The sequence below is a fragment of the Hydrogenophaga sp. PAMC20947 genome (assembly GCF_004795855.1).
Classification (GTDB): Bacteria; Pseudomonadota; Gammaproteobacteria; order Burkholderiales; family Burkholderiaceae_C; genus Hydrogenophaga.
In genome coordinates, this window is the sequence record NZ_CP039252.1 from 2,396,290 (window position 1) to 2,420,241 (window position 23,952).

Sequence of the window (23,952 nt, forward strand, 5' to 3'; positions counted from 1 at the left end):
ACGCTTGGGGATGACCGCAGCAACCTTGGCCCAGTGCCCACCCGTGCGACCCAGCGCTCCCCAAAAAGGAGCAGACCCCGGCCGCTGCGCTCAGTGTTTGTCTTTTTGCAGCTTGGCGAAGGCAGAGGCCATGGCGGAAGCCGGTTGGGCTTGTGGCGCTCCGCCACCCCGTTGACCTCCGTGCCCTTGCCTTGTGGGCTCAAAGCGGTTGTCCCTTGGTTGCCCAGCATCGCGCTTCGGCGCAGTCGCATCCAGCTTCATGGACAGGCCAATGCGCTTGCGCGCCACATCAACCTCCATCACCTTGACCTTGACGATATCGCCCGTCTTGACGATTTCCCGAGCATCGGTGACAAACTTGTGCGCAAGCTGGCTCACATGCACCAGTCCGTCCTGGTGCACGCCCAGGTCAATAAAGGCGCCGAATTGAGCCACGTTGCTCACCGTGCCCTCCAGGATCATCCCTTCGCGCAAATCGCTGATGTCGTCCACGCCGTCGTTGAAGCGCGCCACCTGAAAATCAGGTCGCGGGTCGCGGCCGGGCTTCTCGAGCTCGGTCAGGATGTCCTTGACCGTGATCACGCCAAACTTGTCGTTGGCAAACAGCTCGGGCCTCAGCGTTTTCAGCATGTCAGCGCGGCCCATGAGCGCCGCAACAGGCTGGCCCGTGCTGGCCATGATTTGCTCCACCACCGAATAGGTTTCAGGGTGAACACCGGTCATGTCGAGCGCGTTGTCGCCATCGCGGATGCGCAAGAAGCCAGCGCTTTGTTCGAAGGTCTTGGCGCCCAGGCCAGAAACCTCCATGAGTTGCTGGCGGCTCTTGAACGCACCATGCGCCTCGCGCCAGCGCACCACAGCCTTCGCCACACTGGCGGACAAACCCGACACCCGGGCGAGCAACGGCACGCTGGCGGTGTTGAGGTCCACGCCAACGCCGTTCACGCAGTCTTCCACCACGGCTTCCAGCGTGCGGGCCAGTTCACTCTGATTCACATCGTGCTGGTACTGACCCACCCCGATGCTCTTGGGGTCGATCTTGACCAGCTCGGCCAGAGGGTCTTGCAGGCGGCGCGCGATGCTGGCGGCGCCGCGCAGGCTCACGTCCACGTCGGGCATTTCTTGCGAGGCAAACTCGCTGGCCGAATAGACCGAAGCACCCGCCTCGCTGACCACAACTTTCAGCACATCGGTCTGCCCGGCCTTGTCCAGCATCTTGATCAGATCACCCGCCAGCTTGTCGGTCTCGCGGCTCGCCGTTCCATTGCCGATGGCAATCAGGTTCACCCCATGTTTGCGTGCCAGCAAGCCCAGGGTGTGCAATGAGCCGTCCCAGTCGCGGCGCGGCTCGTGTGGGTAAACCGTTGACGTGTCCACCAGCTTGCCGGTGGCATCCACCACCGCAACCTTCACCCCGGTCCGGATGCCGGGGTCCAGCCCCATGACCACTTTGGGGCCAGCAGGCGCGGCCAGCAACAAATCGCGCAAATTGTCGGCGAACACCTTGATGGCCACGTTTTCGGCGCTTTCGCGCAACCGCGCAAACAAATCACGCTCACCGGAGAGGCTCAGCTTCACGCGCCAGGTCCAGGACACGCACTTGCGCAACAGATCGTCTGCCGCCCTGCCCTTGTGGCTCCAACCCAGGTGAATGGCAATGCGGCCTTCGGCCAGCGACACCACAGGCGCGGGTTTGCCACTGGCGGTCAGCACCGCATCAGGCTCTGGCAGCACCAGCTTGGCATCCAGGATTTCCAGCGTGCGCCCCCGGAACACGGCGAGTGCCCGGTGCGAAGGCACACGGCTGATGGGCTCGTCGTATTCAAAATAGTCACGAAATTTCGCCACATCGGGGTTGTTTTGATCTTTTCCCTTGACCAACGTGCTCTTGAAGAGGCCTTCGGTCCACAGCCATTCGCGCAGGTTTTGCAACAAGCCTGCGTCTTCGGCCCAGCGCTCGCTCAGGATGTCGCGCACACCGTCCAGCACAGCCGGCACCGTCGAAAAATCGGCCCCTGGCTTGCCGTCATCCAGGACTTCGGGCGGGCGGGTGAATGCCCCGGCTTCTGCGGCCGGGTCCAGCGTTGGATCAGCCCAGAGCTTGTCGGCCAGCGGCTCAATCCCGAACTCGCGCGCGATCTGGCCCTTGGTTCGCCGCTTGAGCTTGTACGGCAAATAAAGGTCTTCCAGCTCCTGCTTGGTGGGCGCAGTCGAAATGGCCAGGCGCAAGGCGTCGGTGAGCTTGCCCTGCTCGTCGATGCTCTTCAGCACAGCAGTGCGCCGGTCCTCCAGCTCGCGAAGGTAGGTCAGCCGGTATTCGAGCTCTCGCAGCTGGATATCGTCCAGCCCGTCGGTGGCTTCTTTGCGGTAGCGGGCCACGAAGGGCACGGTCGCGCCCCCGTCAAGCAACTCGACAGCGGCCAATACCTGGTGGGCACCGACCCGGATTTCTTGCGCAATCTGCGCGATGATTTTCTGCATGACAAAAAAAAGGGCACCGTTTGGTGCCATCAACACAACAACCGCAAGAGTTTGCCACAGCCCCTACAAAGGCAATGTCATCCGCACCAAGGTTCCGCAGCCAGGTTCGCTCAGGATCACGAGTTGGCCGCCAACGGCGACCGCACGCCGGCGCATGCTTGTCAGGCCTTTTCCGCCAGATTGCCCCGGCTCGGGGACATCAAAGCCTGCGCCATCGTCGTGAACCTCCAGCAACAAGGCTTCTCCCGGTGGTGGCGCATGACAACGCACCGTCACCCGAGTTGCTCCCGAATGGCGCATGACATTGGCCAATGCTTCCTGTGCAACGTGCAGCACTTGGCGGCTGCGGTCATCGTTCAGTTGTAACAGAGGTCCATCGTAGGCGACCTCCCAGGTCAGTTCGATGCCTTGCCGATCAAGCGAATGTTGCACCCGATAGCGCAGACGCCCCAGGGCGTCGAGCACGTTTTCATGCGTCTCCTCGATGTCATCGACGAGGATCTTCACATCCAGCAGGCATTGTTCCAGAGCCGACGCGACCACCCGTTGCTGGGAATCGGCGGGATCAAGCGACGAGATGATGCTCACGATTTGTGAACCCACCCCGTCGTGAAGGTCCTGGGCAATCCGCCGACGGGCCAGCTGGGTCTTTGCGTCCGGCCCAGATACCGACCCGCCCGTTTCGCCCTCTCCTCCTGTGCCACCCACCAGCGTCTTCATGGGGGGCGGCAGGGTTTCTCCCGCAAAGAATGAGCTTTCAAACGGGTTCTCGTTGGAAGCGTTGGCTCCGCCACGGCTGGGGATGCGCTGCGAGACCAGGAGCCAGAGCATTAACAGATAAGCCGCAAACATGTAGTGCACGGGCGACGCCTCCGAGACGCCCCGGTCAGCCGCCGACATGTTGGTCAGCATGATGCCAAAACCCATCAGGCTGGCCCCCAGAATCAGCCAGGCCCGGGCCTCGCCATTCACCAGCAGCTCGCGGCCCAGCATCAGGAACAGCAGGGTGCCGCCCAGCACATTCAGGATGCGCCAGGCCTGGAATGCTGGCTCGATCCAGCTGCCGGTGACACAGGCAGCCAGCAACACCAGCAAAGCCACCACCAAATGCCCCCAAGCCAACGCCCTTAAACGGTGCGTTTCGAAAGGTGCGCTCCACAAAAGAAACTGGCACGCTGAGAAGGCGGTCAGCTGGTAGGTCACGTGGATCAGGCAGGCGGCGGCCAGCTCCGTGGGGGCGAGCTCTTCCCAACCATGACTGAGCATGACCATGAGCCAGCTCAAAACAGTCAACAAGAACCAATGATCAATTTTGGGCGGTGTATTGGATTCAACCCGCAGGCCAATGGAGACCGAGGTCAGGAGGGCCAGCAAGGCCGCCAACAGGCCCAGCACCCAACCCGCATGCACCATCAACGAGCTCATCCAGACCTCGGCAGGGGCAGCGATTTCGATCAAGGAAGCCACGGCCAGCGCAACGATCAACAACGCCCAGATCAAACGCCCCGGGGCCAGCAGTCGGCTCAACATGGCGCGGCACCCTGTGAGCCCGTGTGTGTCAGCACCGCGTTCTCCGTCGCGATCGGGTCACTGCCACTGTGAGCCGGCGAAAACAGGAAGGGGCTTTTCCGCAGTTCATTCCATATGCCGTGGGCACTTTCGATGTGGCCATGATGAAGTCCAACGCATGTCAAAGCGTGCCGATCCCGGTTAGAGCAACCCCCGCTCCGTCGCACAACTGACCGCCTGAGCACGCGTGCGCACCTGCAGCTTGTGGTAAATATTGCGGATGTGTGTGTTGACCGTTTGTCCGCTGATCACCAGCCGTGTTCCGATCTCTGGGCTGGTGTAGCCGCAGGCCACCATCTTCAACACTTCTTTCTCACGGTCGGAGAGGCGTTCTCGCTGGTTGGGTCGCGTGGACGGAGCGGCCTGACGGGTATCGAGACGGTTGAGGAGGCGGCGCGCCAGGTTGGGGGTGATTGAGGCGCCGCCATTGACGACCTGCAGCACAGCCTGGGGGAAGTTGCCAAACCAGGAATTTTTGATGAGGTATCCCGTTGCGCCCAGCTCAAAAGCGCGCAACGCGTGTTCCTCGTCTTCAATCGCCGAGATCACGACCACCTCGGTCATGGGGGCCAAGGTCTTCACCTGCTCGATCAGGTCAAAACCACACCCGTCGCCCAGGTTCAGGTCAACGAGCATCACGTCGAAATCGTGGTGCCCCACCTTGCGACGCCCATCCCGCAGGCAACCGGCCTGGCCCACCAGATGAATGCGCTTGTCGCCGAGCAATTCCTGGGCAATGACGTGGCTCACATGGGGGTCGTCGTCCACCAGCAGTACCCGCACCGGCTGCTCTTCTTGCCCCACCAGGAAGTCTGGCCAGACCGACGGGGGATTGCTGTGCATGGCGAACTGCCGGCCCCCACGCTGCGGCTCACTCCAGGGCGCGTGCGCTGCAACGGCATGTGTCCCCGTGGATTCAAATGCTTTGTTCATAAGGCCTCCTGCAACCAGTTCATGTCAACCCTCTTCAATCCACTTTGCGCCTGCAGCTGAAAGCATGAGAGGCTGAATGACCTCTATACCCGGCTTTGCAGTGGACTTTTTGTCACTCTAAGTGGTTATTTGATACAGGTGACGTAACCATTTCACGAATAACACGCTTTGTTACCTTTGTTGCATTATGAATCTGATCACTTTATTTTCCATGTGCTAGCTTTTTTTGTAGCACGTATGTGCTGCGTATTCAGCTCCCCCGCCAACATGTCACCCGATTTACCTCATTTGAAGTCACATCTTTTAACTAACGTTTACACGCGATTGGTTACCCCTCCTCAAACCGTGACACTGAACCCAGACAAAGCGAAAAGCAATGCGCAGCCCCTCCAGGCCCAGCAAAGCCCACCGCCGAGTCACTAGGCTGGTGGCGCCGGAAACCTCCGACCCGCCGGGAAATGGGAATCAACTTTTTGGGGAAACATCATGAAAAAGCTTGTCATCATTGCATCAGCAGCTCTTGCATCTCTCGCCTTCGCTGGCGGTTCTGACCCAGAGATCGTCATCGACGGCAACTCGCTGCAAGTCGTAGCAGCAACATCTTCGGTCTTCCTGAACGCAGCAACAGGCGACGACGCCTATGCACAACAAAACGTGTCCAGCAACTCCGGAAACGTTGAAATTGACGGGACCTCGATTCAACTGACCGCAGCCCGCGGTTCGCTTGTGGCCAACCTCGCCTTGGGCGAAGACGCTTACGCCAGCCAGAACATTTCGTCGAACATCGGCAAAGTCAGCGTCGATGGCCTGTCAGTGCAGCTCACCGCGCTGAACAACTCGGGCGTGGTCAACGTGGCAGGCGAAGACACCCGGGCTATTCAAAACGTGGCCAGCAACAACGGTTGCGTGTCTTGCCAGCCCGGCCATCACTAAAGGGTAGCAGCGCTTCTCGGCCCTTCGGGGCTTGAAGCGTTGCCAATCGATCACTTCACCGTCGAAGGTTTGCCATGAAAACAGCTCAAGTTCTTTCAGGCGCCTTCGCCACGGTGGTTGCCCTCATGGGTGCGCTCACATGGCTCCCAGCGTTCGCTGCCCCTGGCGAAGACCCCATTCAACTCAACGGCCCGGTGCAATACCGGCTGATGCCCACTGCGCCACAAAACCGATCTGGCGACATGGACAGCGCCACCGACATTCCCGCCTGGATGCGCGCACGAATGACGCGTTATGTGGCGAAAGCCTATTCGGCCACCGCCGACGATGGCTCGATTTACACCGACAACGACGTGGTAACCACCGTTCAGACCGAAGGCCTGAGAAAAACCTGCGTGCAAGAAGTCGGCTCCAACACCGTACCCGCTGGCGGCACCCTGGGCACGCGCTACGGACCACAAACACAGGACCAAGTGGTCGTCTTGCGAGGAGACCTCGTCAACGTTTGCCGATAGACGATAGAACGAACAACAACCGAAGGTCGAGGTCATCATGAACAAGCAGCAGCCCTTTGCCACCCCAATGGCACACCACACACATAAACCCCTGTCCGTCTCCTTGGTGGCTGCCGCCTTGTTCATCAGTGGGTGTTCGACGCCTCTGGATGCCCGAAAAGACACGGGATTCCAATCGAACGCTCATGCCATGGACCGGCCAGCGAACCGCCCGGTGCGCTCGTTGTCGAGCTTTTCGGACTCGCTCATGTGCATGGACCACATGTTCCGTGACGCCGAGGTTCCCACGACCTTGATCACCAGCAAACAAATCCCGGATTACTCTGGCCGTGTGCCCGTCGCCACCAAAGACATGATCATCACCGCGTTGTCTCAAATGTCACGGCTGAGCAACGCGTTCCGGTATGTGGATTTCGAAGTGGACATTGCGCGCCAGGACACGGTGCAAAACCTCACCACCATTCTGCTCAACAACAACCAGATCAAGTTGCAGCGCCCGGCGCTGTATGTTTCAGGGGCTGTGGCGTTTGTGGATCAAAACGTGATCAACAACCGCTTTGATGTCGGAACTTCGGCCTCGCGTCTGGAGACCGGGTTCAGCAAAGATAACAAGGCCACCATCATTGGCATGGACCTTCAGCTGGGCGACTTCCGCTCGCGCACCCTGATCCCTGGCCTAGACTCGGCAAACGAGGTCATCGTCGGTTCAGGAGGGCAGGGTCTTGACCTTGCCGGGCGCATCGGCGACTACGGTTGGCAATTCAATGTCGGTCGCGACTACACACAGGGATCGGGCGCAGCCGTTCGCACACTGGTCGACCTGGCCATGATCGAGCTGACCGGCAAATGGACCCGCCTGCCCTACTGGCAATGCCTCACGCTGGAGCAGGCCCACCCCTACTTTCAGCGTCAATTGCGCGATTGGTACGAGGAAGGCAGCACAGCCGTGCGTGGGGCTCTCGTGAAAAACTCCCTGGTGAGTGCAGGCTACCTGCCCGCCAACATCCAGGGCTTGCCTCTCAACCACCCCCAGATGCGCGACGCCATTTCCAGGTACCAGGCCGACCAAGGGATGGTGGTCACCGGGGTCGTGGATTTCATGACCTACGAACGCGCGCTGCGCCAGTATGTAGCTTTGGGCGACAAGGGGGAGTTGATTCGTGTTGGGTGGACGCCCACCGTGGATACACCCACGCAACCCAACATCAACGATGGCACGGTCACCGCAGCGCCCACAGGTGCACCCTACGGATCGCCACCCAACCCACTGGGCTTGAACCTGCAAATGGAAAACCTGGTGGCCGACAAGTCGAAATTCGAACAAGGCACACAAATATTCCTGTCAGCAACCGTGTCGCGGGCCGCACACCTCTACTGCTACCTGCAGGCCTCGAACGGAAAGGTGCAGCGCATCTTGCCGAACCCCACCAACCGTGCGTCGCTCGTTTCAGCCAATCAAACCGTTCGCATTCCTGACTGGATGGCGCCCAACCCAGGCTTCATACTGGACGCAGGCTTGCCCGGCAATGAAGCGGCCGCTTGCTTCGCCACCGGCGACGATGTCTTTGCGATGCTGCCAGCACCCATGCAAATTGATGGCTTGCAGCTGATAGAAGGATTTGAAGGCATGGACAGCATCCAAAAGGCTTTCGAACAAGCCGCTGTCGGCACCGAACTGACCACCCAGCGCATGCAGTGGACATCGCTTCCACGCAACAGCCGCTGACCGGCAAGCTCGCCATCCGTTGCCACCAGGGGTTGCCATGCGCCAGACTTTTTCGCTCAGTTGGCATGTGCAACTCCCTGTTCATGCTGTTGTGGTTGCGATCTGGGCGCTAACGCTGGTCACACCGGTTCAGGCGGGCACCCAGATTGCGCCCACCGAAAGCCCAGACATTGGTGCACCCATTGAGCCATCCCCATGGCCATCATCGGACATGGCCCTGGACCCGATTGAGCCACGCCCTCTTCAACGCTTTGATCCGCAAGATCTCGACACCACCAGCGAGCTCGCTGCATTGACTCGAATCGCAGATTCGCCCGCCGTCCGGGCACAATTGAAAAGCAAGCGGCGTCCCAGAAGCAGCGCTTACCTGTCCGCAGGCAACGCCGCTTGGACTCTGGGGCTGATCTATTTGCACGGGGCTGGCGTTCCACAGGATCTGAGCCAAGCCCACCTGTGGTTTGAACGGGCCTTGGCGTTGGGCGCTCGACAAGCGCTGGCGGGCATGGCCTGGTGCGCCATCGAAGGTTGTGCGGGCCTGCCGGAACCCTCCAAGGCCGAGCAATGGATTCGACCGCTTCGCGCCATCAACCGCCCCTTGGCACTCTATTTGCAATGGCTGGCGCTGGATCGCCTGAGGCCACTGCACACCGCGACACCCGACCTCCAGAACAACGATCTAGAACCACCACTCATCGCGCCGGAATTGCTGATCAGTGCAGCGCGCGCTGGCAACATCCACGCTTTGATCGAGCTGGGTTTGAATGCTGTGGCCAAGCAGCAGCCAGACAAAGCATTGAAGTACTTTCAACAGGCAGCAGGCGATTCGGCGATTGCTGCTGCCAATGCCGCCATCGTGGCGCAAGGCGAGCAGCCCCGGAACGACCCCAGAAGCGACGCCAGCAAAGTCGCCGCGGAACTGCTGAACCAGGCTCAGCGCTTTCACCGGGGCTCCGGCGTTTCCGTCAACTACTCCGAGGCCATCCGCCTCTACCGACTGGCTGACGCCAAAGGCAGCAAAGAAGCAGGGCGCATGCTGGCCCTGATCTATTCACGGCCATTGGTGGGGGGGAACGTGGATTTTTCCTGGTTCAGCCAGCTCAGCGAGCTGGACCTGACTCAATCGACCCCGGGCCTGCGGATCAAAACTGCGCCACGCCAGCTGCAGCGCGAACGCACCCCCCTGATCGATCTGCTGCCTGAAAAGTGGCGGACCCGCATCTACTGACGACCGCCGTCTGCAGCCCTTCGGTAGAGTGGCTGAAGGCATTCAACTGCTGCGCACCGGCGCCGCCGTATGTGGCGCTTGCCCGCGCAAGGTGATCCAAGTGAGGGCCACGCCCGTCAAGGCTCCTGCGGCCATGCCCGCCACCATGGGCAGAGGCTTGCCATTGGCAAACAGGCTCACGATGCCCATGGCCGCAGCACCGCCCAGCATCTGCAGGGTACCCATCAAAGCCGAGGCCGTCCCGGCGATGGCGCCATGCCGGTCCAGCGCCAGCACCGATGCGGTCGGAATCACCAGGCCCATGAAGCCGCTGGCCACGAAGTAAAGGCTCATCAACACCAGCAGGCTGTCGCCGCCGGCCAGGTAAAACGCCAGCAGGCTCACCATGAACACGCCCGATGCGCTGGCCGCGAACTTCACCAGGCGCACCAGACCGAAACGTTTGCCGAGCGCGGCCGTGAACTGCGACGCACCGATGAAAGAAATGGCGTTCAGCGAAAACGCAAGGCTGTATTGCACGGGTGTGAGCCCGTAATGGTTGATCAATACAAAAGGTGACCCGGCCAGAAAAACAAAAAAGCCTGCCATCGCACTGGCGCTGATGCCCACCAGGCCCAGGAAATAGCGGTCCCGCAGCAAGACACCATAGGCACCTACGGCACTGCCCAGGCTGCTCGCCACCCGCTGTTCAGGCCCTCGGGTCTCTTTGAGCAGGTAGTGGATCAGGAACATGCCCGCCAAGGCTGCCAGCGCCACACACCAGAAAACGCCACGCCAGCCCGCCACCGCAATCACGCCGCTGCCAGCCAAGGGCGCCAATATGGGTGACACACTGAACACCAGCATCAGCAACGACATCATGCGCGCGGCCTCGGTGCCGGTGTGCAGATCGCGCACCACCGCGCGCGGAATCACCATCCCCGCAGCGGCCCCCAAACCCTGAACAAACCGCAAGGCGATCAACGTCTGCACATCGGTGGTGAACGCGCAGCCGATGCTCGCCAGCGTAAAAATGCCGAGCCCAAAGTACAGTGGAGGCTTGCGCCCCACCATGTCGGAGATGGGGCCGTACAACAGTTGGCCAGAACCCAGCGCCAAGAAGAACACGGTGAGCGTGAGCTGCACTTGCCCCACCTCGGCCCCCAAGCTCTGGCCGATATCGGGCAAAGCGGGCAAGTACATGTCGATCGCAAACGGACCGATGGCGGAAATCAAGCCCAGTATCAGGGCCATTTTCAAGTAACGAGAGACGGGCATGGCGCCGATTGTGCGTCATGGGTGGAAACCCTGGACTTGGCCGGCTACCGGGCGGCTTGAATCAGCGAAACAGCGGCAGGGTCTCGCTCCGCATGGCGCCTTCAATGGCCAGCATGCGCAGTTTGGTGGCCGCGCCGCCGGTGGCTGAAAAGCCCCCGGGCCGATTCCCTGCCGCCAGCACACGGTGGCAAGGCACCACAGGTGCGAACGGATTGTGTCCCATGGCCTGGCCCACCGCTCTCGCCAGTTTCACATCACCCAACCCACGCGCCACCTCGCCATAGGTGCGGGTGCTGCCTGGCGGAATGGCGCGTGCGAAGGCATAAACCCTGCTCTGAAAATCGGTGAGCAGCGACATGTCCAAAGGCAACTCAAGCAGGTTCCGGGGCTCACCCCGCAAAAGGGCTTGAATGCCTTGCACCGCCTGCGGAACCAAAGAGGGAACATCGGACAGCGTCGGACAATCGCCGGCGCTTTTCAACAATCGCCGCTTCGTGGCGTCATCGTCCGCTTCCGGCAGCTGAACCCCCAGGAGACCTTGCGGTCCCCATGCCAGCCCGCAACGGCCGATGGCCGTGTCGAACAGGATGTGGCCGCACCCAGCCATCGCCGGTCAGCTCGCGCGCAACTGAGCGCGCAGTTTCTCGCCAATGTCTGGCCGGGCGGTGAAAGGGTCGACCGGGTTGGTGCCGGCCACGATGGCGTCGAAGCGTTGCTGGGCATTGCCCAGTGCCTGTGGATGGCTGTAAATGTAGAACTGGTCGGTGCCCATGGCGTTGAACACCATCTCGGCCACTTCCGACGCCGACACCTTGCCCGAGCTCACCGCTTTTTCGCCCATGGCCTGACCGATCAACTGGCTTTGGGTCGCTTTCTCGTCGGCCATTTCGGTGGGGCGGTTGCGGTGGCTCTGGCTGATGCCGGTGGGCACAAAATACGGACACAGCACACTGGCGCTCACCTGATCGGTGACCAGCTTCAAATCCTGGTACAGCGTTTCGGTGAGGCTCACCACGGCGTGCTTGCTCACGTTGTAAATGCCCATGTTGGGCGCCGTCAACAAGCCTGCCATGCTGGCGGTGTTGACAATATGACCCCGGTAGGCTGGATCGGCCTTGGCTGCGGCCAGCATCATGGGGGTGAACAGGCGCACGCCATGCACCACACCCCAGACGTTCACGCCCAAGACCCATTCCCAATCTTTGACCGAGTTCTCCCAGATCAGGCCACCCGAGCCCACGCCCGCGTTGTTGAACACGAAATGGGGGGCGCCAAAGGTCTTTTCAACTTCATCGGCCAAAGCGGCCATCTGGTCGGCATCGGACACGTCCACACGCCGCGCCAACACCTTCACGCCGGTGGCCTTGATTTCGGCCTCGGCTTTGTCGAGCGCATCCTGCTGCACGTCCACCAGCACGAGATTCATGCCATGGGCCGCACCAATGCGGGCGCACTCCAGGCCGAAGCCGGAACCCGCACCGGTGAGCACGGCGGTTTTGTTCTTGAAATTTTGAATCATGAAAAATGTCTCCTGGGTAAAAAGGGAATCAGGGCCGAATCATCTCGATGTGCGCGATGCCATCTTCGATATAGGGCTTGTTGTCCGACACGAAGCCGTGCCGGTTGTAGAAATTTTCCAGATGGGCCTGGGCACCGATGCGCACTGGCTGCTGGCCCCAAAGGATCGTGAGTTGTTGCAGCGACTCGGCCATGAGCGCGTGACCGAGACCGCCGCTGCGCGCTTCGGGCGCCGTGACCACGCGGCCAATGCTGGCTTCGCCGAAGGCCACCCCCGCGGGAACCAGGCGCGTGGACGCCACCAGCTTGCGTTCGCCTGCGTCACCCACGGTTTCACCCAAGACGTGCAAACAGGCGGCATCCATGCCGTCCATGTCCAGAAAAATGCATTGCTGCTCCACCACAAACACCCGCGAGCGCAGGCGCAAGAGTTCGTACAGCGCCTCACCCGATAATTCGGCAAATGGCAAACAGCGCCATTGCACCACCGCAGGTATGGTCACCGGTGCACTTGGCATGGCGCTCAATTGCGAACCTCTTTCAGCACGAAGCCAATGCGGGGGAAGTGCACATGCACGGTGCCCACCCGGTCATCTGTGCGTTCCAGCGTGTAACGGGTCCGGGTCGCTGCGCGCAGCACACCTTCGGTGGCCTCTGTGCCGAAAGTTTCAGCCGAAATGGTGACGCGGCTGCCCAGCGCGATGTCGTGCTCATCCTGGAAAACGGCCTCGCTCAACGGCGCAGGCTCGGCTGCGGCAGCCACGCCGATGGCGTCGGCAGCGCTGAACTTCTCCATTTGGCCGTGGCCCAGCGCGTGCATGCGATCCATCCACTCGATCACGTTGGGCGTGGCGTCCAGAACACCTGCCATGGCGGGGTTCACCACCCGGCTGAACCACAGTGGATGGTAGGCAGCAAAGTCGGCCACACAAGGCCTTTCTCCGAGCAAAAAATCTTGCCCGTCGAGCATGTTGGCGAGACGGCGCAGGTAACTCTTGTAGGCAGCCGTTGCATCGCCTGCACGCGGTGTGGTCATGCCCTCGCGCATGGCACCACGGTCTGCGGCAAATGCCTTGGCCTCTTCGGGTGGTCGCCCCATGAACATGGCGGCAGCGCCGGCAGGACTCAGGTTGTAGCCCATCGCGGCCCAGAACAGGGTGCCGTCGGCCCACTGCGCCAAGACCCGCGCCAAGCCTTTGTTGTGTAGCGGGAAGAGTGGGGGTTCTGGTTGACGGTCCTCAAGCACGTCGCAGATGAGTGCTGTGTCGCAGTAGATGTCGGCCCCGACCTGCAGAATCGGCGTGCGGCGGTAGCCGCCGGTCAGGGTGAGCACATCGGGCTTGGGCATGATGCGCGGAATCAACACACTCTTCCAGGCCAGCTGCTTGTAGCCCAGGACCAGTCGCACTTTCTCCGAGAAGGGGGACGAGGGGTAGTGGTGAAAGATCAGGTCGCTCATGGCATGTCTCCGTGGGTTTTTGGTGGATCAGATTTCAGCGTGGCATGGCACGCGCAAGGATGGCGTCGAAGTCGGTCCCGACACCCAAGCTGCCAAAACTGTGACCCCAGTGGCCATCCAGCCGGGAATCGCAGAACGCAGCAAACACGGCCGCTGGCGCGGTCTGCGCGAGCAAAGCGGCCTGTACCGCCAAGGCAACGTCTTGGGTGAGGCGACGGGCCTCGGTTTCCGAGGCCATCGCCGCCACCCGCGTGGGCAGAGATTCGGCCAAGTGGTCCAGGGCCGGATGCATGCCGCGGGCTGGCGCCAGTTCTTGCGCCAGGGCCTCCCCCGCGTCTGCCTTGCGCAGGGCACGCAGCAGATCCAGCGCCATGATGTTGCCCGCGCCCTCCCAGATGCTGTTGAGCGGCATCTCACGGTAAATGCGCGCCATGACGCCTTCACCGCCCTCTTCCACATAGCCATTGCCTCCCAGGCATTCCATGGCCTCTTGCGCGAACAGACTCCCTCGCTTGCAGATCCAGAATTTGGAGACCGGTGTCAGCAAGCGGTTCATCACCAGCTCATGGGGATCGGAAGACCGGTCAATGCTGCGGGCCAGGCGAACCGCCAAAGCCGTTGCGGCCTCGGACTCCAGGGCCAGATCGGCCAGCACATTGCGCATCAAGGGCTGATCGATCAGCAGCTTGCCAAACGCCTTGCGTTGGGAGGTGTGGTTCAGTGCCAGCGACAGCGCCTGGCGCATCAGGCCACTGGTTCCCAATGCGCAGTCCAGGCGTGTCATGTTGCCCATGGCGAGAATCTGCGGCACGCCACGCCCTTCTTCCCCCACCAGCCAGGCGGTCGCGTTCACGAACTCCACTTCGGAGCTCGCATTCGCCTTGTTGCCCAGTTTGTCTTTCAGGCGCTGAATGAACAGCGCATTGAGCGAGCCGTCGGGCAACACGCGGGGCAGGAACAGGCAACTCAAGCCCGACGCCGTTTGCGCCAGGACCAAGAACGCATCGCACATCGGTGCGGAAAAAAACCACTTGTGCCCCGTCACGAAAAAGCGCTGTCCCCACCCGTCCTGACCATCGGCCACGGCCTGCGTGGTGTTGGCACGCACATCAGAGCCGCCTTGCTTTTCCGTCATGCCCATGCCCATGGTCACGCCGGGTTTGTCTTTCCAGAGTTTCAATTCAGGGTCGTAGGCGCGGCTGGTGAGTTGCGGCGACCAGTCGCCGTAGATCGCGGCGTTGCCTTTGAGCGCCGGTGTGACCGCGTAGGTCATGGAGACCGGACAGAGCACGGAAGGCTCAAGCTCCGTGAAGAGCATGAAACCGGCGGCTCGCTTGACATGGGCGTGGCCCGTGGCCTGCTCGGTCTCGCCGAACGCCGACCCATGCAATCCCGCCTCAATGGCGGCCGACATCAGCGCGTGGTAACTCGGATGAAACTCGACCTGATCGAGCCGCCGCCCAAAACGGTCATGGGATTTGAGCTGCGGCGCAAACACATTGGCCAGCCTCGCATGGGTCTGCATCTCGGCGCTGCCCACCTGCGCACCCAGCGCCTGCAAAGGCGCGACGTCCAGCAAAGGTGCATTGAAGGCCAACGCGGCTTGCAAGGCCTGATTGCCCGCAAACAGGTTCACGTCCACCAACGGCTCAGGCTGGTTGAAAACTTCGTGCGTGAGGTTATTCATTGGCGCTCCCAATGTCCGACAGCCAAAAGAGCGGCCCAAAAAGCGAGAGCGAAGGCATGCTCAAACCCAGGCCACCGCGGAACCGGCTCTGCCGGGCCGCCAGTGGCGCCCCCCTGGGGGTAACGCCAACGGCGGCGCGGGGGGGATTACACCTTCACCAGCTGCTTGCCGAAGTTCTTGCCCTTGAGCAAGCCAATGAAAGCTTCGGGTGCAGCGGCCAAACCATCGGCAACGGATTCGCGGGGACGCAGTTTGCCGGTGCCCACCAGAGTGCCCAGTTCGGCCAGGGCTTCGGGCCACACTTCCATGTGCTCGCTCACGATGAAACCTTCGACCTTGAGTCGGTTCACCAGAATGAGCTGGGGGTAGGTCAGGGGCACGGGCTCACCGTTGTAGCCGGCGATCATGCCGCACATGGCGATACGGCCAAAGGCGTTCATGCGCGTCAGCACGGCGTCGAGCACCATGCCGCCCACGTTTTCGAAGTAACCATCAATGCCCTTGGGGCAAGCTTCCTTCAGTGCTTTGCCCAGCGAGGCGGAGTCCTTGTGCAGCTTGTAGTCGATGCAGGCATCAAAGCCCAGTTCTTTTTCCGCGTACTGGCATTTCTCTGGGCCGCCGGCAATGCCGACCACGCGGCAACCACGCGCCTTGGCAAGTGCACCGAAGGCGCTGCCTACGGCGCCGGTGGCGGCGCTGATGACGAGGGTGTCGCCCGCCTTGGGGTTGATGATTTTGACCAGACCGTACCAGGCGGTCACGCCTGGCATGCCCACCGCACCGAGGTAATGGGACAGTGGCACATGGGTGGTGTCGACCTTGCGCAGCGCGCCCGGCTGATTGGCATCGACCACGCTGTAGGTCTGCCAGCCACCCATGCCGACCACCTTGTCGCCGGCGGCGAACTTGGGGTTTTTCGACTCCACCACTTCGCCCACGGTACCGCCGCCCATGACTTCACCCAGCGCTTGAGGCTGTGCGTAGCTCTTGGCATCGTTCATGCGGCCGCGCATGTAGGGATCGAGGCTGAGGAAATGGTGCTTGACCAGCACCTGGCCATCGGCCAAAGCGGGTGTCTCGCTGCTGACGAGTTTGAAGTTGTCTGCGGCGGCTTCGCCTTGGGGACGGTTGTCGAGAACAATTTGCTGATTGGTAGGCATGGTGTTTTCCTTGAAGGGACTGGTGATCAGTCGGTTGAAATGCGATTGAGACTTTGTGTGCTGCCCGAGCCAACGGGCAGGCGGGCCACAAACTTGAAGGTACCGGTTGCGTGGCTGCAGAGCTTGCCAGCGGCGTCAAAAACGCTGGCTTCGGTGAAAGCCATGGTCGCGGTGCGGTGCAAGAGCTTGCCCTTGGCCACCAACGGCCCTTTGGCGGCGCGCATGAAACTGGTTTTCATCTCAATGGTGACGCAACCCATGGTGGGTTCGACCGAGCGCGCCGCATGGGCCATCACCACATCGATCAGCGTCATGCTCGCGCCCCCGTGCACCACATCAAATGAATTGAGGTGGTCGCCTGTGGGCTTGAAAGCGATCTCCGCATGACCGTCGGCCATGCTCAACAGCTCGAAACCCAACAGCTCGACAAAAGGGATATGAACAGAAAATTCCATGGACACAGTGTGCAGCAGTCTCGAAGGGTAGGGGTCGGCAGAACTCGGAAGCCCGCCGGAGCGAAGTGCATTTCCCAAGGATGCCGTGGAACTGGCTTTGCCAGGCCACCAGCATCGCCCCCTGGAGGGGGTGACGCGCCGCCGGCGCGGCGCAGGGGTGGGTCAAATTCAGCCGCCGGTCACCACGGACACGCCGCCGTCAACGGCCAGCCATTGGCCGGTGATGTGCTTGCCTGCATCGGACGCGTACAACACGGTCAGACCCTTCAAGTCTTCGTCATCGCCCAGACGGCGCAGAGGGGCCGCGGCAGCCAGCTTCTCTTCGCCCAGCGCCTTGAGCGTGCCCTGGGTCATCTTGCTGGGGAACATGCCAGGGCAGATGGCGTTCACCGTGATGCCGTATTTGCCCCACTCGGCGGCCAGCGTTCGGGTGAAGTTGATCACAGCGCCCTTGGATGTGTTGTAAGCAATGGTCTGCATCTCGGGCGGATTTCCGCCCAGGCCGGCGATGGAGGCGGTGTTGATGATGCGACCGCTTTTGCGGTTGATCATGCTGCGCTTGGCCACGATCTGGCTCAGGATGAAATAGCTGCGCACGTTGAGGTTCATCACCTTGTCCCACGCATCGATCGGGTGGTCTTCGGCGGGGGCACCCCAGGCGGCGCCCGCGTTGTTGACCAGAATGTCTATCTCACCGAGGCGTTCCAGCGCTTCTGTGGCGAGACGCTGGATTTCTTCTTCCTTGGAACAATCGGCGGCGATCCAGCTGGCGTCAATGCCGGCGGCTTTCAGCTCTGCCGTGGCTTCTTCAAGATCGGCGGCCTTGCGTGAGCTGATCACCACGCGGGCGCCCTGCTCACCCAACCCGTGGGCCATTTGCAAGCCCAGGCCGCGCGAGCCGCCAGTGATGAGGGCGGTCTTGCCCTTGAGGTCAAACAGTTGGGGTACGGTGCGGGTCATGGGTTGTCTCCTGTAGGGGTTTTGTCGGAAGAAATCGAATCGCTCACACTAGCGTATCGGGGAAGGCAAAAAAGCGTTGTCGCTTAGGTTTACCGCTGGGCCGCCCCAAGGCGAAACAGCCCCTCGGGGCAGCGACCCGTGCAACGGCGGAGCGTGGGGGCAACATCGTTTTACCGCTGGGCCGCCCCAAGGCGAAACAGCCCCTCGGGGCAGCGACCCGTGCAACGGCGGAGCGTGGGGCCCTCATCAGGTCTCGTAGTCCATGCACTGCCGAGAAGCCACCACCGATTTCATAAACGGCTTGATGGCCACATGGTCCGGGTGCGCCTGGTAGGCGGCCAGCGCTGCACCGTCGTCGAAAGTGCTGTTGAGCACCACGTCATAGGTGCATTCCAGCCCTGGCTGGGCGGCAGCGACTTCAAAGCGCACGATGCCCGGCACAATGGCCGCGCAGCCCTGCAGCAAACGCACGGCTTGCGCCACATTGCCTGCTTTGTCTTCATCGTGGAGCTTCCACATCACGGTGTGGTGCAACATCAAAATGCGTCCTCTGGCAATTCAGCACAGGTCTGGTCGCGGCTGCTCACCACATTCAGCCAGGCACCAATTTTCGGCAATTCATAGTGGAAGAAATACGTCATTGCAGCGAGGCGTCCCGTGCGCGCTGGTGAGGCAGCGCCGGGTTGCACCGTCAAGGCAATATCCAGCCATATCCACGCCAAGATCATGTGCCCAAACCCCTGCAGATAGGGCACTGCATTGGCCAGGGCATCGGTTGGATTACCCGTGGCCCACGCCGATTTGGTGGCCGCCCCCACTTGCGCCAATGCCTGCCCAAGCGCGTTGGCATGGGCCGCCAGTTCGGGCACCTGGGTCGCACGCTGCATCGTGTCATTCATGCGGTTTGCCAACAGCTTCAAACCTTTGCCCTCTTCCATCAATACCTTGCGGCCCAGCAAATCCATGCCCTGGATACCGTGTGTGCCCTCGTGGATCATGTTGAGCCGGTTGTCGCGCCAATACTGCTCCACGGGGAAATCCCGCGTGTAGCCATAGCCACCATGCACCTGGATCGCCAGCGAGTTGGCTTCCAGACACCATTCGCTGGGCCAGCTCTTGGCGATAGGCGTGAGCACTTCCAGCAGCAAGCGTGCATCGTCAGCGGCTTCGGCCGCCGCCGTGTGCTGTTCGTCAACCAGGCGAGCACAGTACAGCTCCAATGCCAATGCACCTTCGGCGTAGGATTTCTGCGCCAACAACATGCGCTTCACGTCGGCATGCTCGATGATGCGTGTTTGGGGTTGCGCGGGATCCTTTCCGGCTGGGCCCATCGGGCGGCCTTGAGGGCGGTTCTTGGCGTAGTCCAACGAGGCCTCATAGCCTGCCATGCCCAACATGGTGGCCGCCAAGCCCACACCAATGCGCGCTTCGTTCATCATGTGGAACATACAGGCCAAGCCTTTTCCGGCCTGCCCCACCAGGTAGCCCACCGCACCGGCTTCACCACCGACCGGGTACTTGCCCTCGCCAAAATTGAGCAGCGTGTTGGTCGTGCCGCGCCAGCCGCACTTGTGATTCAAACCGGCCAGCGCCACATCGTTGCGCTCACCCGTCAGCTCGCCGTCCACGTTCACCATTTTCTTGGGCACGATGAACAAGGAAATGCCGCGCGTGCCCGGCACCAGCTTGCCGTTTTCGTCCGGGATCTTCGCCAACACCAGGTGAACAATGTTTTCGGTCAGCTCGTGTTCGCCAGACGAAATCCACATCTTGTTGCCTTTGAGCCTGAAGCGTGGCCCCAAGGGATCGCTCTCGCTGCCATGGCCATCGGGCAAGGCGCGGGTTGCCACATCGCTCAAAGACGAGCCGGCCTGCGGTTCGCTCAGACACATGGTGCCTGACCATCGCCCGGAGAACTCGTTCAACGCGAACACCTTCTTTTGCAGTGGATTGCCATGCTTCATCAGCAAATTGGCATTGCCCACGGTCAGCAGACCCGAGCCGATGCTCACCGAAGCCATGGCGAAGAAAGCGTTCGCCGCAGCCTCCACGGTATAGGGCAGCTGCATGCCGCCGATGTCGTAGTCTTGCGAGGCGCTCAACATGCCGCTTTCAGCGTAGGCCTTGTGGGCGTCGTGTGTGGCCTGTGGCAGGATCACTTTTTCGCCGTCGAACTGCGGCTCCTGCGTGTCAACCAGGCGATTGAAAGGCGCATATTTTTCGCGGGCAATGCGCTCGCACGTGTCCAGCACCGCATCAAAGGTTTCGCGGGTGTGGTCGGAAAAACGCTCTCGCTCATTCAGCGAGGTGGCGGCCAGCCAGTCGTACAAAAGAAAATCCAGTGTCGTGCGCAAGTTCATATCTATCTCTTTCTTCAGTTTGTTCTGCTGTCAACCCTACAAACAGCTGTGGCGTCAGCGCTTCACTCGGGAGGGAGTGAAGCGGATGACGCCACAGCGGTGGTTTTGAGCGTGTTATGCGGCGCGTTTACAGCACTTCAAAGACACCCGCCGCACCCATGCCGCCACCGATACACATGGTCACGCAAACGCGCTTGGCGCCACGGCGCTTGCCTTCGATCAGGGCGTGGCCCGTCAGGCGTTGGCCCGACACACCGTAGGGGTGCCCCACAGCAATGGCGCCACCGTTGACGTTGAGCTTGTCGGCCGGAATACCCAGCTTGTCGCGGCAGTAGAGCACCTGCACAGCAAAAGCTTCGTTCAACTCCCACAAGTCGATATCGCTGACCTTCAAGCCCAAACGCGCGAGCACTTTTGGAATGGCGAACACAGGGCCGATGCCCATTTCGTCGGGCTCGCAACCGGCCACGGCAAAGCCGAGGAATCGACCCAGCGGCTTCAGACCACGCTTTTCAGCCAGGGTCTCGTCCATCAGCACGCATGCACCTGCGCCGTCTGAGAACTGGCTGGCGTTGCCGGCAGAAATCAAGCCACCTGGCAACGCGGAACGCAAGCCGTGGATGCCATCAAACGTGGTGCCGGCGCGGATGCCTTCGTCGTTTTCAACGGTGACTTCTTTGGTGATCAGACCCAGGGCCTTGTCGGCGATACCTGCCGTGACCGTGATCGGTGCGATCTCGTCCTTGAAGAGGCCGGCTTCCAGGGCTGCGGTTGCGCGCTGTTGGCTGGCGGCACCGTACTCGTCCATGGCATCGCGACCGATGTTGTAGCGCTTGGCCACCTGTTCGGCGGTCTGCAGCATGTTCCAGTAAACCTCTGGCTTGGACTTCATCAACGCGGGATCGGCCAGGAAATGGGTGTTCATTTCTTGCTGCACGCAGGAAATGCTCTCCACTCCTCCCGCCACATAGATACTGCCTTCACCGGCAATGATGCGCTGTGCGGCCAGAGCGATGGTCTGCAAGCCAGACGAACAAAAGCGATTCACCGTCATGCCGGACACGGTGACGGGCATGCCGGCGCGCAGAGCGATCTGGCGTGCGATGTTGGCGCCGGTGGCGCCCTCGGGGTTGGCACAACCCATGATGACGTCTTCGACTTCAGCGGCGTCGATACCAGCGCGCTGCACAGCGTGCTGCACGGCGTGGCCGCCGAGCGTGGCCCCGTGGGTCATGTTGAAGGAGCCCTTCCAGCTTTTGGCCAGAGGGGTGCGGGCGGTGGAAACGATGACGGCGTTGGTCATGAATATTCTCCTGAAAGGTTGAGCTGTAGGGGCTTGTTGTGGCTGTGGTGTTCAGCTCAACCGTTGAATGTTTTGCCTTCGGCGACCAGACGGGCCAGCAAAGGCGCCGGCTCCCAGAACTTGCCGTCGTCCAGCGGGTTCTTGGCGAAGCGCTTCATGGCTTGTGTCACGTTGAACAGGCCCACCTCATCGGCGTACTGCAACGGGCCGCCACGGTGGATCGGGAAACCATAGCCGAAGATGTAGACCACATCGATGTCGCTGGCCTTGTTGGCAATGCCCTCTTCCAGAATGTGGGCAGCTTCGTTGACCAGTGCAAACACCAGGCGTTGCACGATTTCTTCGTCGGAAATCTTGCGTGGCGTGATGCCTTGTGACTTGCGATAGTCTTCGATCATCGTCACCACTTCGGCGTTCGGGATCGCATCGCGCTTGCCCGGCACATAGTCGTACCAGCCTGCACCGGTCTTTTGACCGAAGCGGCCTTTTTCGCACAACAGGTCAGCGGTCTTGCTGTATTTCATGTCGGCCTGCTCGGTGGAGCGGCGCTTGCGGATTGCCCAGCCGATGTCGTTGCCGGCCAGATCGCCCATGCGGAACGGACCCATGGCCATGCCAAACTTCTCCATGGCTTTGTCGACCTGCGCAGGCGTGCAGCCTTCGTCGAGCAAGAACCCCCCTTGACGACCGTATTGCTCGATCATGCGGTTGCCGATAAAACCATCGCAAACACCTGAGACCACAGCGGTCTTGCGGATTTTCTTGGCCACGGTCATGACCGTGGCCATCACGTCTTTGGCGGTTTCCTTGCCGCGCACGACTTCCAGCAGCTTCATGACGTTGGCCGGACTGAAGAAGTGCAGACCCACCACGTCTTGTGGACGCTTGGTGAAAGAGGCAATCTTGTCCACGTCCAGCGTGGATGTGTTGGATGCCAGGATCGCACCGGGCTTCATGACACGGTCGAGCTCTTTGAACACAGCTTCTTTCACGCCGATTTCTTCGAACACCGCCTCGATCACCATATCGGCGTCTTTCAGATCGTCGTAGCTCAGCGTGGTCGTGAGCAGGCTCATGCGCTGGTCGTACTTGTCCTGCTTGAGCTTGCCTTTCTTGACCTGGGATTCGTAGTTTTTCTTGATGATGGCCAAGCCCTTGTCGATGGCTTCCTGCTTCATCTCCAGAATCTTCACCGGAATGCCGGCGTTCAGGAAGTTCATGGAAATGCCGCCACCCATGGTGCCAGCACCGATCACGGCCACCGACTTGATTTCGCGCTGCTTGGTGTCCGCAGGCACATCAGGGATCTTGGAGGCTGCGCGCTCGGCCATGAACAAATGGCGCAATGAACGGCTCTCGGACGTGAACATGAGATTGGTAAAAATCTCACGTTCGGTCGCCATGCCCTGATTGAACTTCTGCTTGGTGGCGGCTTCCACTGCGTCCACACACTTGGCGGGCGCCGGGAAATTCTTGGCCATGCCTTTGACCATGTTGCGCGCGAACTGGAAGTACGCGTCGCCCATGGGATGCTTGCATGGCAGGTTGCGCACCAGTGGCAGCGCAGAACCGTCGGCGTGCTTGGCGGCAACTTCCTTGGCAAATGCCAGAGCCTCTTCAGCGAGCGACTCAGGCGCCTTGGCCAGCTTGTCGAACAACTTCTGGCCAGGGACGCTGGCGAGCAATTCGCTCTTGACCGGCTCGCCCGACACAATCATGTTGAGCGCAGCCTCCACACCGATCACGCGCGGCAGGCGCTGCGTACCACCGGCACCTGGAATGAGTCCCAGCTTCACTTCGGGCAAAGCCACGCTGCAGCCTGGGGCTGTGATGCGGTAATGGCAGCCCAGGGCGAGTTCAAGCCCACCGCCCATGCAAACACTGTGAACAGCAGCAACCACGGGCTTGGAAGCGGCTTCAATGGCCAGAATCACACTCAGCAGGTTGGGCTCAACGAGGGCCTCTGGCTTGCCAAATTCGCGGATGTCTGCACCACCCGAAAACGCCTTGCCGGCGCCGGTGATCACGATGGATTTCACGGCTGCATCAGCCTCGGCCTTGGCCAGACCGTCGGTGATGCCGCGGCGGGTCGACAAACCCAGACCGTTGACCGGGGGGTTGTTCAGTGTGATGACGGCCACATCGCCGTGGACCTGGTACTCAGCGGTCATGAAATCTCCTTCGGGTTGTTCGGGGTTCGTGAAATTGTCATTCGAAAACGAACGATCGTACTATTTTAGAAACATTGTGCACCGCCACAAGGGGTGGTTGTCGCAAGTGAGTCAGGAGACCCAGGGTACTCCCCTGCGCCGCGAAGCGGAGATCCCCCCGCGCCGCCTGCGGCGTCACCCCCCAGAGGGCGATGCGGGTGGCCCGGCGGAGCCGGTTCCACGGCGTCCTGAGTTGAAGAC

The 23,952-nt window shown here is 61.1% G+C and carries 20 protein-coding genes; 4 read left to right on the forward strand and 16 right to left on the reverse strand.

All coding sequences use genetic code 11. From position 1 onward, the window contains the following. Positions 1–90 precede the first annotated feature (90 nt). The 3 genes from E5678_RS10770 to E5678_RS10780 form a co-directional block, all read right to left on the reverse strand. Positions 91–2,481, reverse strand: a complete 2,391-nt coding sequence (locus tag E5678_RS10770; RefSeq protein WP_136178525.1) for a Tex family protein — start codon at positions 2,479–2,481, stop codon at positions 91–93. Positions 2,482–2,544: 63 nt separating this feature from the next. Beyond that, positions 2,545–4,011, reverse strand: a complete 1,467-nt coding sequence (locus E5678_RS10775; RefSeq protein ID WP_136178526.1) for an ATP-binding protein — start codon at positions 4,009–4,011, stop codon at positions 2,545–2,547. A 180-nt stretch (positions 4,012–4,191) separates the two neighbouring features. Further along, positions 4,192–4,893: a response regulator transcription factor gene (locus tag E5678_RS10780; RefSeq protein ID WP_136180730.1), complete on the reverse strand. Its 702-nt coding sequence runs from the start codon at positions 4,891–4,893 to the stop codon at positions 4,192–4,194. Positions 4,894–5,469: 576 nt separating this feature from the next. Here E5678_RS10780 and E5678_RS10785 point away from each other — a divergent pair. The 4 genes from E5678_RS10785 (at position 5,470) to E5678_RS10800 (ending at position 9,382) form a co-directional block, all read left to right on the forward strand. Beyond that, a complete protein-coding gene (locus E5678_RS10785; protein WP_136178527.1) occupies positions 5,470–5,916 on the forward strand; it encodes a hypothetical protein in 447 nt (148 codons plus the stop codon). A 74-nt stretch (positions 5,917–5,990) separates the two neighbouring features. Then, a complete protein-coding gene (locus tag E5678_RS10790) occupies positions 5,991–6,431 on the forward strand; it encodes a hypothetical protein (protein ID WP_136178528.1) in 441 nt (146 codons plus the stop codon). A gap of 37 nt (positions 6,432–6,468) precedes the next feature. After that, positions 6,469–8,157 carry a DUF4384 domain-containing protein gene (locus tag E5678_RS10795; protein WP_247596983.1) on the forward strand — a complete coding sequence of 563 codons (1,689 nt, stop codon included), beginning with the start codon at positions 6,469–6,471 and terminating at the stop codon, positions 8,155–8,157. A gap of 37 nt (positions 8,158–8,194) precedes the next feature. Further along, positions 8,195–9,382: an SEL1-like repeat protein gene (locus E5678_RS10800; protein ID WP_136178529.1), complete on the forward strand. Its 1,188-nt coding sequence runs from the start codon at positions 8,195–8,197 to the stop codon at positions 9,380–9,382. A 42-nt stretch (positions 9,383–9,424) separates the two neighbouring features. Here E5678_RS10800 and E5678_RS10805 read toward each other — a convergent pair whose 3' ends face one another. The 13 genes from E5678_RS10805 to E5678_RS10865 all read right to left on the reverse strand — a co-directional run bounded on the left by E5678_RS10805 (position 9,425) and on the right by E5678_RS10865 (position 23,712). Next, complete coding sequence (locus E5678_RS10805; protein WP_136178530.1) at positions 9,425–10,639, reverse strand: multidrug effflux MFS transporter; 1,215 nt, start codon at positions 10,637–10,639, stop codon at positions 9,425–9,427. A 61-nt stretch (positions 10,640–10,700) separates the two neighbouring features. Continuing rightward, positions 10,701–11,123, reverse strand: coding sequence for an MGMT family protein (locus E5678_RS10810; RefSeq protein WP_348770378.1), 423 nt, complete (start codon positions 11,121–11,123; stop codon positions 10,701–10,703). A gap of 129 nt (positions 11,124–11,252) precedes the next feature. Beyond that, entirely contained in the window at positions 11,253–12,158 is a 906-nt protein-coding gene (locus E5678_RS10815; protein ID WP_136178532.1) for an SDR family oxidoreductase, read from the reverse strand. Between the two features lie 28 nt (positions 12,159–12,186). Then, a complete protein-coding gene (locus E5678_RS10820) occupies positions 12,187–12,675 on the reverse strand; it encodes a GNAT family N-acetyltransferase (protein WP_210732058.1) in 489 nt (162 codons plus the stop codon). Positions 12,676–12,680: 5 nt separating this feature from the next. Beyond that, the gene (locus E5678_RS10825) at positions 12,681–13,616 is read right to left on the reverse strand and encodes a glutathione S-transferase family protein (RefSeq protein ID WP_136178533.1); all 936 of its coding nucleotides are present in this window, start codon (positions 13,614–13,616) and stop codon (positions 12,681–12,683) included. 34 nt (positions 13,617–13,650) lie between these two features. Continuing rightward, positions 13,651–15,303 carry an isovaleryl-CoA dehydrogenase gene (locus E5678_RS10830; RefSeq protein ID WP_136178534.1) on the reverse strand — a complete coding sequence of 551 codons (1,653 nt, stop codon included), beginning with the start codon at positions 15,301–15,303 and terminating at the stop codon, positions 13,651–13,653. 146 nt (positions 15,304–15,449) lie between these two features. Then, complete coding sequence (locus tag E5678_RS10835) at positions 15,450–16,463, reverse strand: NADP-dependent oxidoreductase (protein WP_136178535.1); 1,014 nt, start codon at positions 16,461–16,463, stop codon at positions 15,450–15,452. A gap of 26 nt (positions 16,464–16,489) precedes the next feature. Further along, positions 16,490–16,918 carry a PaaI family thioesterase gene (locus E5678_RS10840; RefSeq protein WP_136178536.1) on the reverse strand — a complete coding sequence of 143 codons (429 nt, stop codon included), beginning with the start codon at positions 16,916–16,918 and terminating at the stop codon, positions 16,490–16,492. Positions 16,919–17,086: 168 nt separating this feature from the next. Next, positions 17,087–17,878: an SDR family oxidoreductase gene (locus E5678_RS10845; protein ID WP_136178537.1), complete on the reverse strand. Its 792-nt coding sequence runs from the start codon at positions 17,876–17,878 to the stop codon at positions 17,087–17,089. 246 nt (positions 17,879–18,124) lie between these two features. After that, on the reverse strand, positions 18,125–18,415 hold the full coding sequence (locus E5678_RS10850; RefSeq protein ID WP_136178538.1) for a Dabb family protein: 291 nt from the start codon (positions 18,413–18,415) through the stop codon (positions 18,125–18,127). Next, on the reverse strand, positions 18,415–20,238 hold the full coding sequence (locus E5678_RS10855; RefSeq protein ID WP_136178539.1) for an acyl-CoA dehydrogenase: 1,824 nt from the start codon (positions 20,236–20,238) through the stop codon (positions 18,415–18,417). Before E5678_RS10855 ends, E5678_RS10850 begins: the two co-directional genes overlap by 1 nt. 127 nt (positions 20,239–20,365) lie before the next feature. Continuing rightward, a complete protein-coding gene (locus tag E5678_RS10860) occupies positions 20,366–21,541 on the reverse strand; it encodes an acetyl-CoA C-acyltransferase (protein WP_136178540.1) in 1,176 nt (391 codons plus the stop codon). Between the two features lie 56 nt (positions 21,542–21,597). Then, positions 21,598–23,712 (reverse strand): 3-hydroxyacyl-CoA dehydrogenase NAD-binding domain-containing protein, encoded by a 2,115-nt coding sequence (locus E5678_RS10865; RefSeq protein WP_136178541.1) that lies wholly within the window; start codon positions 23,710–23,712, stop codon positions 21,598–21,600. Positions 23,713–23,952: the final 240 nt, after the last annotated feature.

What these genes read in the sequence shown, in the direction of transcription:
- E5678_RS10770 (WP_136178525.1), bottom strand. Translation starts at nt 2,481, where the DNA reads ATGCAGAAAATCATCGCGCAGATTGCGCAAGAAATCCGGGTCGGTGCC.
- E5678_RS10775 (WP_136178526.1), bottom strand. Translation starts at nt 4,011, where the DNA reads ATGTTGAGCCGACTGCTGGCCCCGGGGCGTTTGATCTGGGCGTTGTTG.
- E5678_RS10780 (WP_136180730.1), bottom strand. Translation starts at nt 4,893, where the DNA reads ATGCACAGCAATCCCCCGTCGGTCTGGCCAGACTTCCTGGTGGGGCAA.
- E5678_RS10785 (WP_136178527.1), top strand. Translation starts at nt 5,470, where the DNA reads ATGAAAAAGCTTGTCATCATTGCATCAGCAGCTCTTGCATCTCTCGCC.
- E5678_RS10790 (WP_136178528.1), top strand. Translation starts at nt 5,991, where the DNA reads ATGAAAACAGCTCAAGTTCTTTCAGGCGCCTTCGCCACGGTGGTTGCC.
- E5678_RS10795 (WP_247596983.1), top strand. Translation starts at nt 6,469, where the DNA reads ATGAACAAGCAGCAGCCCTTTGCCACCCCAATGGCACACCACACACAT.
- E5678_RS10800 (WP_136178529.1), top strand. Translation starts at nt 8,195, where the DNA reads ATGCGCCAGACTTTTTCGCTCAGTTGGCATGTGCAACTCCCTGTTCAT.
- E5678_RS10805 (WP_136178530.1), bottom strand. Translation starts at nt 10,639, where the DNA reads ATGCCCGTCTCTCGTTACTTGAAAATGGCCCTGATACTGGGCTTGATT.
- E5678_RS10815 (WP_136178532.1), bottom strand. Translation starts at nt 12,158, where the DNA reads ATGATTCAAAATTTCAAGAACAAAACCGCCGTGCTCACCGGTGCGGGT.
- E5678_RS10820 (WP_210732058.1), bottom strand. Translation starts at nt 12,675, where the DNA reads ATGCCAAGTGCACCGGTGACCATACCTGCGGTGGTGCAATGGCGCTGT.
- E5678_RS10825 (WP_136178533.1), bottom strand. Translation starts at nt 13,616, where the DNA reads ATGAGCGACCTGATCTTTCACCACTACCCCTCGTCCCCCTTCTCGGAG.
- E5678_RS10830 (WP_136178534.1), bottom strand. Translation starts at nt 15,303, where the DNA reads ATGAATAACCTCACGCACGAAGTTTTCAACCAGCCTGAGCCGTTGGTG.
- E5678_RS10835 (WP_136178535.1), bottom strand. Translation starts at nt 16,463, where the DNA reads ATGCCTACCAATCAGCAAATTGTTCTCGACAACCGTCCCCAAGGCGAA.
- E5678_RS10840 (WP_136178536.1), bottom strand. Translation starts at nt 16,918, where the DNA reads ATGGAATTTTCTGTTCATATCCCTTTTGTCGAGCTGTTGGGTTTCGAG.
- E5678_RS10845 (WP_136178537.1), bottom strand. Translation starts at nt 17,878, where the DNA reads ATGACCCGCACCGTACCCCAACTGTTTGACCTCAAGGGCAAGACCGCC.
- E5678_RS10850 (WP_136178538.1), bottom strand. Translation starts at nt 18,415, where the DNA reads ATGTTGCACCACACCGTGATGTGGAAGCTCCACGATGAAGACAAAGCA.
- E5678_RS10855 (WP_136178539.1), bottom strand. Translation starts at nt 20,238, where the DNA reads ATGAACTTGCGCACGACACTGGATTTTCTTTTGTACGACTGGCTGGCC.
- E5678_RS10860 (WP_136178540.1), bottom strand. Translation starts at nt 21,541, where the DNA reads ATGACCAACGCCGTCATCGTTTCCACCGCCCGCACCCCTCTGGCCAAA.
- E5678_RS10865 (WP_136178541.1), bottom strand. Translation starts at nt 23,712, where the DNA reads ATGACCGCTGAGTACCAGGTCCACGGCGATGTGGCCGTCATCACACTG.